Annotated in this window: 8 protein-coding genes; 2 read left to right on the top strand and 6 right to left on the bottom strand. The window is 58.7% G+C overall.

Features of this window, described 5'->3' with window-relative positions; genetic code table 11:
- The coding region (locus RTS12_RS18045) for an amidohydrolase family protein (RefSeq protein ID WP_312530985.1) at positions 1–282 on the top strand (282 nt) is incomplete at its 5' end.
- A 91-nt stretch (positions 283–373) separates the two neighbouring features.
- Here the strand turns inward: RTS12_RS18045 and RTS12_RS18040 are convergent.
- From RTS12_RS18040 to RTS12_RS18025, 5 genes are all read right to left on the bottom strand, one after another.
- Positions 374–1,738, bottom strand: a complete 1,365-nt coding sequence (locus RTS12_RS18040) for a hypothetical protein (RefSeq protein ID WP_312530983.1) — start codon at positions 1,736–1,738, stop codon at positions 374–376.
- A 108-nt stretch (positions 1,739–1,846) separates the two neighbouring features.
- Complete coding sequence (locus tag RTS12_RS20810) at positions 1,847–2,080, bottom strand: TniQ family protein (protein WP_409455708.1); 234 nt, start codon at positions 2,078–2,080, stop codon at positions 1,847–1,849.
- A 390-nt stretch (positions 2,081–2,470) separates the two neighbouring features.
- Positions 2,471–3,700: an MBL fold metallo-hydrolase gene (locus RTS12_RS18035; RefSeq protein WP_312530988.1), complete on the bottom strand. Its 1,230-nt coding sequence runs from the start codon at positions 3,698–3,700 to the stop codon at positions 2,471–2,473.
- Positions 3,701–3,937: 237 nt separating this feature from the next.
- Entirely contained in the window at positions 3,938–6,448 is a 2,511-nt protein-coding gene (locus tag RTS12_RS18030) for an AAA family ATPase (protein ID WP_312530982.1), read from the bottom strand.
- Positions 6,441–6,728, bottom strand: a complete 288-nt coding sequence (locus RTS12_RS18025; protein WP_312530980.1) for a hypothetical protein — start codon at positions 6,726–6,728, stop codon at positions 6,441–6,443. The genes RTS12_RS18030 and RTS12_RS18025 overlap by 8 nt, the downstream gene beginning before the upstream one ends.
- Positions 6,729–6,939: 211 nt before the next feature.
- Here RTS12_RS18025 and RTS12_RS18020 point away from each other — a divergent pair, with 211 nt between their 5' ends.
- Positions 6,940–9,228, top strand: a complete 2,289-nt coding sequence (locus RTS12_RS18020) for a restriction endonuclease (RefSeq protein WP_312530978.1) — start codon at positions 6,940–6,942, stop codon at positions 9,226–9,228.
- Between the two features lie 186 nt (positions 9,229–9,414).
- On the opposite strand, the gene RTS12_RS18015 is transcribed toward RTS12_RS18020, so the two are convergent.
- A partial coding sequence (locus RTS12_RS18015; protein WP_312530977.1) for a hypothetical protein occupies positions 9,415–10,892 on the bottom strand: 1,478 nt, incomplete at its 5' end.

Below are 10,892 nucleotides of genomic sequence, written 5' to 3'. Positions count from 1 at the left end.
CTGCAATTGCGCGGCCAAAAGCTGCATCCTTTCGCCGCCTTCCACTGGGCAACGCGGGGCAATGCCGTGGCCCTGGGCCTCGAGGACCGCATCGGCACCCTCGCCCCTGGCAGCGACGCCGATCTCGTCGTCCTAAACTCCCGCGCGACCCCGGCAATGGCACTGCGAATGGAGCGCGCAGAAACCCTCGCCCAAGAACTTTTTGTCCTGCAAATCATGGGCGATGACCGCGCAATTGCGCAAACCTATGTGGCGGGAAAGCCCATGCTGACACGGCACTAATTGCTGATGTGCCAAAAAAAGGGGAAGCATGCGCAAACGAAAGCAATAGCATGCGCAAGGCCGTCAAGCGAAATCTGCGCGGATCGTGGATTCAGGGCAGCAGATGGCTGATCTCAGCGCGGGAATAGATCCTCGCGCTGCCGCCCGCCGGCTGTATCCTGTCGGCATCAAGCCGCGCCTGAAGCTCGCTCCATCTCATACGTGTCGCGACGCCAAGAGTGCGAAAACTGATGAACCGGTCGTGGAATGCCTCGCGGTCGGCCGCGCTCATCCGCAGTTGCGCTCCGCCTCGGGGCCCGCGCACCTGCCGATGTGACAGTCCGTTCCGGCGAGCGAATGTCATCAGTTCGCCGGGCCGCAGCCCTTGCGAATAGGCAAAGGCGTCCATCGAAATCGCCTCGCCCTCCTGGCCGACATGCCCGAGGTTCACCAGAACAGAAGCAAAGTCTGACCGCTGTAGATACTTCCCGACCCGCGCCAAGCGCCCCGAACGGATGTCTTCGATGATTTCGGGAAAGGTCCTCCGCAATCTGTCGGACGTTTCGCCCAGACTGCACCAATCATGCATCGCGACGTAGATCGGCTCCGCGCCAAGCAGCAATTCGTCGATCAGATCCTGCGCAGCCCATGTGTTCCAAAACCCACCTGCGGTGGTCTGAAACAGCCCCGCATCCCGTGCCTGCGCAAACTGGTGCGGCAGAAGCGACAGGGCCTGTCGGAATTCGAGTTCGGCCAGTCCGTGCGGGAACACCGTTCTCGCTTCGGCAGTGTCGATCAGCGTCCATTCCGGCTGGCAGCGCCCATTGCCCGCAGTCGCGGCCAGAACGTCGGAATCGGGCACCTGCGTCAGCCGCGCCACGGCTTGTTGCGACATGCGCCCGCGCCGCAAAACTGGTTCGGCCAAAACCTCGTCGCCGGGTGCGAGCGGCCAGGTCTCCAGCATGTGTCGCCGGAGGATTTCACGAAATGGCAGCAAATCCTCCGGGCATGGATCCACCGCAAGAAGATCATAAAGACCACCGAAGATCTTGCGCGGCCCTTCCTCGGGCTGACCCATCAGATGCTGCAATCCGGTCAACGCAGCGCGCAGGCCCTCCTCGCCGCTCACGCAAAGCCGGTATCCGACGTCCGCCGGCCACCATTGCTGATCCTCGGGAAGGGAACGCCATTTCCGGACCTTCGTCGCGATCGCCGCCCGGCCCAACTCGAAACAGAACTGCGCCGAAGCATGGAGATCGAACTGGTCAAGCCAATGGTCGCAAGCAGCGTCCCCCTTGAGCCTACCCAAGAACCATCGTTCGAACTGGGAAGGATCACGAGTCTCAGGACGCAACTGGGTAGACAGTTCAAGCTCCGGCAATCGTTCGGCGACATCGTATCGCTTGAGCTTGTCCTGAACAGTCCAAAGTGCGACCAGTGGTCGCCTATGGTCGGGGCAGATCGTGACGAAAGGCAAGGACCAGATACCCCGCAGTCCCGGTCGGGCTGTGATGCAGTCGAGGCAGCCGCGCACCTCCCTGCCTCCGACGCTGGCGGCCGGAAAGCGAATGCCAGCGAACCACGCCTAGCCGTCGCGGATCTTAGGCGTTCCTCGCTGTAGCTCAGCTACCGAAACACCGGAAAGCTCCGCCAGCCTCCCAAGGATGTGCGGTTGCCCGGCGATCAGATCGTTCGGATTGATGCCCATGTCACGAAGGAATTCGCGCAAGGACACAAGGTTTGCCCGCGCCAGACGCGACGCCAAGGACATCGCGGTCTCACCAGGGATGGGAAGAACGGAAAGAGGAAGCTTCGACATCCAGCCCGGATAACCATTCCTCCCGCCACCCGCCACCCGCCACCTCTCAGATGGTATTTACAGTCGATCGGCGCGGCACCGGACATTGGTCACCAGTCGGTGCGCCAAGAGTTTCGTGGCGGGCGCTTTTGGGACATAGCTGCTGTTCGAAATTCTACCTTCGGATCGAATTACCCACCGCTTTGGAGTGGAAGCAGTCTAACGGCGATGTGGCGAGGCAGATGCCCTGCCAGTGGAAAGCGGTCATCCATGCAGCGCGCAGCGCGTCTTCTGGTCCTGAGCGGGCGGTGAGTGCCGTGAAGGCAGTGCGGCGCGGTGGCACTATCCGCATCACGGACGAAAGGGCGTATCAGGTGCAGATATGGCGATATCGCAAAGGGAATGGCTGAACTATTTGCCGGGCCGGACGAAAAATTGCATCTGTGCCTTGCTACCCTCTTTCCCTGTGACCAAGCATAGCCGATCGGACGCAGCCAGAGTGACCCTCGGCCCAGGATGTTTACTTGCGCCCATTTTCACATGCGCGAGCAGTGCCGCGTCCACATTCAGATCAGCGAAACCCGCACCTGAGTTGAGGTCGGAACCGTGGTGCGGGAGTGCTAAGGCCTTAACCGAAGGTAGATCTTCATCGTAGTTCTCTTTCCAGCGGCTTAGTGCGACTCTGCCGAGGAGTTCAGCGTCCCCGGTATTGACCCAAGCAGGCACGCCAGCCTCGCCCATCCACCTGGAATGGTGGGAGAATATCCATTGGGGGGACTGTTCATCTTCAATGGTTGGAATGCTCAGCAAAGACATCGAAGATCTATTGGATGACTGAAAGAACTCCGTATAAATCGCTCTCAGGTCCGCCCGCCCTTTGACCGTTCTGGCGTAGGCCGCAACAGCAAAGGCTAGCCGCCCGAGCCCCGCCCGAGGTTTGGAGCCAGCATTGGCGTCAACCAATTCTTCGATACGCTTCACAAAGCCCTTACGGGCGGCTGGACCTGTTTTTCTACAGTATGGCTTGAGTTTCAGGCCGAACTCTTGGCATTTGGAGATAATTTCACATGAGGTCGATGGCACGTTACCTACCAATGGCAACGCATGTGACCTATCCGCCCAAGCGGGGGCTGGAAGCCATTTCAACTCAGGCATCATCTTGGTCTGCCAGCCTTTCGGCTTGTGATCCGGATCTCCTCCCAACCGAGTTATACCTTCGCCTTCCTCAGGTTCACCAGGGCCACCTAGAAACACGACCTGCGATGCGCCCCGAGAGAGAAAGTAAGACGCCGGATCCGCTACAAGCTCGACCATGACCCGGTTTAGCGATCCGCGATCAACTTCAGCCAACATGGAGATGAGAAGTTCTTCGTTTTCCAGATATGGGACCATCACTTGCCGCACCTCGAGGCGCTGCATGATCCTGTCCAGCCCGCTGACATGATCAGTATCAAAATGCGAAATAAACAACCAGTTGATCGGGTGAGGATTATCTTCGATCCAACCTTGAAGATATCTATCGAACTTGGCCGTTTTTCGCGATCCACAATCAAAAATCCAGCAGAATACCTCATTACTAGGACTGATCGCTTGGCCGGTATGAAACCCGCCATGTCCGATAGGGTGCTGTTGCCAAATCACGTTAAACAACAATTCGTCCTCACATTGCCTCATGGGCTCGCTTCACAAAAAAATCGTTGGCACAGCGCAAAACTCATACAACTACAGTTGCAAGGCGTGGCCGCTCCTCTTGGAGAGAGCGAACGTCCGCGTCCAAGGCGGTCGCTAGGCTTGACTTCACGCTGGGAGCGCGTCACCTGCGCCGCGTTGTTGCCAAAGCGCCAAAGCTGACGAGTCAACGTTTCAACATGACCGATGTCACTCCTTTGCGGTTGCGGCGATCCCGGCAGCGGCACCGTTTGGAATTGGCTTGAAGGCAAACTGAGTTTCGCACTTGTCGTCTGCGCAGACCGGCTTACTGAGACCGAACGGCCGCTGGTATTTGGTGCGGCCACACACGCATTCAAATTGACCCCGAAATGCCTTGAACTCGTCCCAGCGCGCCTTTTCGTCGCCGATCGAACCGTCACCATAGGGCGCTTCCTGAAAATGGCTGCCGAAGTTCTCGATGTCGCCCTTCACTAAGCTGGCGATGAAGCGGTTGTTAACACCTGGCACATTTGCAGGTGTAAGCTTGAGATCGCTTAAAAATCCACCGATCGCCGAGGCAAGCTCGGACCGCTCGTAAGAATAGGCTTTTTCGAGCTGTCGGATGCGGACGTTGACCCCGAAGCCGCGGGCGATACCGAGCAACCATTCCTCCTCGGCCTGACGCATCTCGTTGGCCGCAGACTCGTCCCTGGCCCAACGATCGGCGATCATCTCATCGGTCACCTTGTGGTTGGCGAAGAGCGGGCCAAACGTGGGTTCCAGCCCAACGATGCGCATGAACTGCCAGTCCTTTTCCGCGAGTTGATCCTTCAAATAATTGAAGAACCGTTCGTCGTGGGTCACCAAGATGATCTGGCAGTCTGTAAACATCTTGGCGAGCAGCGCACCGATCGCTCGGCGATGGTCGGCATCATAGGACGTAACGACGTCATCGAGAGCGATCATCGGCGCCGCGCCGTTGAACTTTTTGATCGCCGCTAGGCGCAGTGCCAGTGCCACCGAGTGGAGCTGGGAGTCACTCAGATAGCCCCCCGGTGCGACACCCTGGCGATTTTCAGCGAAGTCGATCACCAGCTGCATCCGCTGCTGATTGGCGTCGTCCTCACCAGGCAGTTCGAGCCGGATGGGCTTTGCTTCGTCGCCCTGGATTTCCTTGTAAATGTCGCTCATGGGCGCCTGGAGTGTGTCTAGAAGCGACTGGACCTTTTCGCGGATTCTGCCCGAAATAAACATGGCTTGAGTTCCGAGCGCATCGTGCAGTGTGATCAGCTCTTCGGTGGTGCGCGTCGCCAGCGCTACGTCCGTCTGAAGTTTCAACAGGCGATCAACGCTTGCTTTGGCTTTGACCCAAGTGCGCTCGCCCTGTTTCTCCTCGATTTCCGCGATCTCCCGATCGAGGCCGACGAGACGCGCCTCCAGCTCGGCGGTGATCGCGGCGGAAGCGGGCGCCTCGGAGGCCGGCCATCCCGCAATCCCGGCTTGAAATGCGATAAGCGATGCCCTGAAGTCGTCGGGGTCTCCCTCTGACAGATGATCGATCATCCCCGGAAGCCGCGCCTCGAGCCGATTGTGCGCCTGGGTGGCGGCAGTCTTGGCATCGTCTAGCGCGGTCTTTGCGTCGTTGTAGCTCCGCAGATCGTCGAGATGTGCTTGCAGGAGATCACGGACCGCGGGCACGCTTCCGGCAGCGGTATCGCCGATCGGCGTCGCACAAACCGGACATTCCTCCGGAGCGCGCGCATCCTCGGCAAACAGCTTTTCGGCTTCGTTCCATACTGATCGGAAGACAGTGCCCGCCGCCTTGTCGCGCTCATCAGCCTCGGTGGCAGTGGCATCGGCGAGAACGGACAGCGCGTTCTCGAACGCAGCGATGGCGCCTGAATGTATAGGGTCGCCGCCGTCCTCCGGAACCATCTTCTGCCAAAGTGCCGCGACCGATTTGCAGATCTGCTTGAGCTCAGCGAGCCCAACCCGCTTCTCCTCGGCTTCGACGCGTTTGACGATCTCGAGATAGCCTGCGTCCGCTGTATCGAGCGTTGCCATTCTCAAACCGGGGTCGAGTGGGGCAATGGCATTCGCATTTAAGAAATCAAGCACGGCTGCGGCGTCCCACGCCTGCACTGCCTGGTCGGTTTCGGTTCGCAGCAGCTCGGCTAGGCGAGCTTGTTCGGTCGTGCTCTCGGCGGCTGCCCTGACCTCCCTACGAAGCAGCCGTAGATTCTTCTGGACTTCAACCAGCGGCGAGAGCTGTAGCCAGCTCGCAACAATGCTGTAGCGGTTTTCCGGACTATGCTCCTCGACGAACGTGCGCAGCGTGTAGCCGCGGATGATGGGGGCTGCGATGAACCCGGCCTTCATCGCGGTGGCTGCTGCATGGATCAGGCGCGAATTCCCGATAGCCCTGCGACTTCCTTCAGCTACGACCTTGCCCATGATAGTCGTGAATCTGACCACCGGCTCGATACCTACGGCTTGTGCGGCGTTATGTGCCAGAGCAGATGGGCCGGCTTGGTTATTCAGTGCGCGCTGCCCGAGCCGTTCGAGAGTGCCATGTTCGGAAAAGAGGAATTCGAGCGCATCGATCACGCTCGACTTGCCTCGACCATTTGGGGCGAAGATCGCGAGGTTCGGCTTTTTGCTGAAATCGAAAGTTTTGGGCTGGAGATAAGCGCGAAAGCCTTCGAGCGTCAGAGATTGTAACAGCGCAGGATCAGCCATTTGCATGCTCCTCAGCTGGCGCTGCGCGCTTTGCGGCCAGCAATAGGATCGCCGTTCTGGCGTTCGCAATTACATTAGCGTCTGGAGTGACCGTCAGCAGATGGTCCGATAGGATAGCAGCCAGATCAGCGTCGATCTCACCCGATGCCTTGAGCGCTGCGGAGATTCCGGTTAGAAACGTCTCCGGTGTTTCTACCAAATCTTGTTCTTCCGCGGCGACCGCCTCGAGCAGGTCGAGCGCCACGGCCTCCGCGGTAGCTGCTACCTCATCTTCGTCCACCAGTTCCCTCCTGATTACTTGAGGTCAGTCCACATCGCTGCCGTGCTTCCATGTCACGTCGCCTGAAACACTGACAATACCTTCTAATGGGTCACAAGATCACAGGCGCGAAAGAATGTCGAACGCGCAAATACGTGGTCGCGAGGTGATCGGCAGTAGGATACTGTTTGATCGAAAATTCATCCCCAAAACGTGGGCGGAGTAGCAAAGTTTGACGTTCAATTTTGATGCCCTCTCTCCTGCCGATTTCGAAGACCTGTCGCGCGACCTGCTCGGCCGCGAACTCGGCGTGCGCTTTGAAGCCTTTGGGCCCGGGCGCGATGGCGGTGTCGATGGACGGCACTCTGCGGCGGGCGAAACGACGATCTTGCAGGCCAAGCATTACCGGCTCTCCAATTTTGATGCCCTTATGCGCACTATGCAGAAGGAACGGGCATCGATCGATGCGCTGGAGCCGAACCGATATCTGCTCACGACATCGCGGCCGCTAACGCCGCCGAATAAAGACCGGTTGGCGACGATCATTGGCCCTAGCCTCGAGGTCACGTGCGATATCTTCGGCAACGAGGACATCAATGGGCTGCTACGAAAATACCCAGATGTCCAGAAAGGCCATGTCAAACTCTGGCTTTCGGGCGCAGGGGTGCTGGAGCGCCTGCTCCATGCCGCAACGCATAATTTCACTATACTGACGCGCGATGACATCAAAGCCAAGCTCACCATCTACGCAGAGAATCCCAGCTTCAAGGCCGGTCGCGACATCCTTGAGGCAGTCCACGTCCTGATCGTGTCCGGCCCGCCCGGTGTCGGCAAGACCACGCTCGCCGAGATGCTGAGCTATGCCTACCTTGCGGAGGATTGGGAACTGGTCGCGATCCGCAGCCTGGACGACGCATTTGCCCAGATCGACGATACCAAACGGCAAATCTTCTTCTTCGACGATTTCCTTGGCCGTATCGCGCTTGATGCGCGCGCCCTTTCGAACCAAGATTCCGATCTCTCGAGGTTTATTAGCCGCGTTCGCCGCACATCCAACGCGCGGTTCATTCTGACTACACGAGCCTATATTTACGAGGAGGCGCGGCTTCAATCGGAAGCCTTGTCGACCCAGGCCTTCGACGTCGCTAGTTACGTGCTTGACGTCGGCATCTACACTCGGCGCATCCGGGCACGCATCCTTTATAACCACTTGATTGTCGCCGGCGTCCCGGAAGCGCATATTCAAGCACTGGTCGAACAGGGCGCAATCAAGAAGATCGTCGATCACGACCATTACAATCCGCGGATCGTCCAGACGTTGACTAATCAGGACCGCGTCGAGCAAATCATGCCGGCCAACTACCCGGCCACGTTCATCGCAGCGCTCGACGATCCGCTGAGCGTCTGGGACAAAGCTTTCCGCACGCATATCGCAAGCCGCTGCCGGCATTTGCTGTTTGCGATGTATGTCAGCGCTGAGCACGGTGCCGAGATCGAAGATCTTGAGGAGGTCTACAACCCTTTGCACCAATCGCTTTGCCGCCGCTTCTCACTGTCATCGGGACCCAAAGATTTTGAAGAGAGTCTGCGAACGCTTGAGGGGAGCTTTGTCACAATCTCGAATGGCAGAGTATCGCTGATCAATCCGTCGGTTCGCGACTATCTTGCGCAATATCTGACAGATAGGTCGCTGCTACTCGCTCTGGCCGAGGGAATGGCTACGCTCCGTGCTGCGCGAGCACTCTACGAGCTATTCAAAAAAGTGCCTGGGGTTAGCCGAGAAGACAAAGCGGCTTTCCTGATCTCATTTATGCCTCTGGCAGTCAGCGCCGTGAATGAGGAACCGTGGAAACCGATCCGGGGTGAACCCAAGCGACTGCGATGGATAGGCATGTCACATTCAGCTCAGGTCGAGCTCTTACGGGATTGGTGGAAGATCAGCGAATACCAAGATTTCCTAAATGCGGCGCTGGTCGTGGCATCCAGCAAAGACATCAGGTTCAGTTCGTGGGCCGATGGCCGTCTGCTGCCGCGACTGATCGCCAGTTTGAACGCCGCCCCCAAGGCCGAACGCGAAAAGACCAAGGCCTTGATCGAAGCGCTTGAGGAGCGGCTGCTTCAGATCCTAGATTTTGAGATCGACCTGGACGATGTCCACCGTATCCGCAGTGAAGTCGTTCCACGCAAGGGGCATCTGGCACAGCGCATCGGCTGGAGCGCCGATTCCGCGGCGCGCCGCGTGATAGCTGAGCTTCACAACAATCTCGAATGCGTGGATTCCGAATCTACGCTCGATGACTATGCTACGCTGGTCGATGAGATTGGCCCCTCTGTCGGCGCTACGCTCGCCGAAATGACGCAAGCCAAGGACGCCATATCCAACCGCGCCGACCGCCTCCGCGCAGAAACGCCCGCGGAAGAAGCGCTATCGGTCCGCGGCGATAGTAAGATTGAGATTGATTGGTTTAGTGACGAAGATCTGCGGAGCCTTTTTGCGCAGCTGCTCGCGCCAGTAGAATAATTGCGCCTGCCACTAGCCCAATGCCATACCTACCTGAGTTATTCTGCAGCACCTGTTGAAGGGCGGCTTCAGAGAATGCAGCCATGCAGCATCTCGGGCTGCGGACCGGTGGCTAAGGGTCGAAAGATTGTCCCGGACTTCGATCTGGACATTGGGTTGCGAATGGCAACTATGGGGCTTTCGCGTCTATGCCGGAGGCGCCGATTCTGCCCCCTGCAGCATGTCGCCCAAGTCGCCGCGGGCATACAAGTGTCCGAAGTCCTTTCCATCCGCCAGCACCCTCGGCACATGTCTGACTTTCAGCAAATGGCTGACGCCCTGCCAGGGCCGGCCAAGTTCTTCTGAGAGTGTCAGAAGAGTTACATATCGCTCATGGAAGGCAAGTAGATCCGCCGGCGTGATGTAACGCTGCATCGCACCTGATGCAGGATTACGTCGCTCCGTTGAAGGGGTCAGCCCCAGCATGACAAGCCGACGCACTGCGGGCCAACGTAAACCGATCGTTTTCGCGAAGGCTTCCATATTCAAAAGACCATCGGTGCGGGTCCGCGCGGCAATCAGCTCCTCGACATTCACTATCAGGCTTTGATACCCAGCTGCCCCCCGTAACCGGCCAAGGCGGGACAGACGTCCGTCCAAGCGCATATGAAGAATCTCCCCCGGGGGCACACGAAGGCGCAATCCCGCAGCGCTTATTTGCTCCCATTCCGCGTCGCCCTCCGATACCTGAACCGCATCATTCAGAAAGCCGGATAAGAACGCTTGAGCCTCCTCGGGATCCCAGAGCGGTGCCAGGCCCTCTCCCTCGAAACTCGGTTTCAGGAATCCCGCGGCGCGCAAGGTGTCGACTTGCGATCTGGACATGTTCAGGAGCGTCAGGATGTCCTTCAGCGTGACCGCCCTTGCCGCGCGCGCCAAGAAGTCCGTAGCCTCATCGGCGTCGAACAGCTCCCAGGCTGCAAAGGTGCCCTGCCTGCGCGGCGTAACGTAACCATTTGCGGCAAGCATCGCCCTTAGCCTGTCGCGTGGCACCCCGGTTTCCTGCGAAGCGGTCACCACAGAATGCAACCGCCGGGCTGGCAAGGCTTGTCCCAAGATGAGTTGCCCCGAAGCTATCGGCCAAGTTTGGAAAATATGATCGCGCAGGATTGCGCGAAACGGCTCATAGGCCGGGCCTGTAAGATAGCGGTCCAGATTCCCGTAGAGGACGCGGAACCGACGCGACGGACCGTCGTTCGGGGATCCACCGCCGCACTGCATCTCTGAGAGAACCGCGCGGAAGGCGTCCTCCCCTTTGGACATGATGTCGAAGGCCGCGCTGATCGCGCCGTGCCGATCGACGCTGGCCATATCGCGCAGCTGGGGAAATTGGTCTTTGACAAGGCTACGCCCAAGAAGATCGCAGACATCGGTCGCGGCCTGGAAGTCGAACCGATCCAGCCAGCTCGACCCCAGCTGTCCCCGCAATCGAGCGGCGATCCACAGATCGAAAGGCGCAGCGCGATGCTCTGCCCCCGTCGCATGATGCCAATCAGCTTCAGCAAGCCGGGCCGCAGTATCCCATCGGCGACGATGATCGCTCTCCGTCCATAAGGTGGTCAGCCACTTTCCATGCCGCGCGCAGACAAAGCCCAAGTCGTGCAACCACTCCACACGGATTGATG

Source organism: Paracoccus sp. (in: a-proteobacteria), from assembly GCF_032007265.1.
In the GTDB taxonomy this organism is placed as follows: Bacteria; Pseudomonadota; Alphaproteobacteria; order Rhodobacterales; family Rhodobacteraceae; genus Paracoccus.
The sequence above is the reverse complement of the archived record's forward strand: the minus strand, read 5'-3'. Positions and strand labels throughout refer to the sequence as shown.

What these genes read in the sequence shown, in the direction of transcription:
- RTS12_RS18030 (WP_312530982.1), bottom strand. Translation starts at nt 6,448, where the DNA reads ATGGCTGATCCTGCGCTGTTACAATCTCTGACGCTCGAAGGCTTTCGC.
- RTS12_RS20810 (WP_409455708.1), bottom strand. Translation starts at nt 2,080, where the DNA reads ATGTCGAAGCTTCCTCTTTCCGTTCTTCCCATCCCTGGTGAGACCGCG.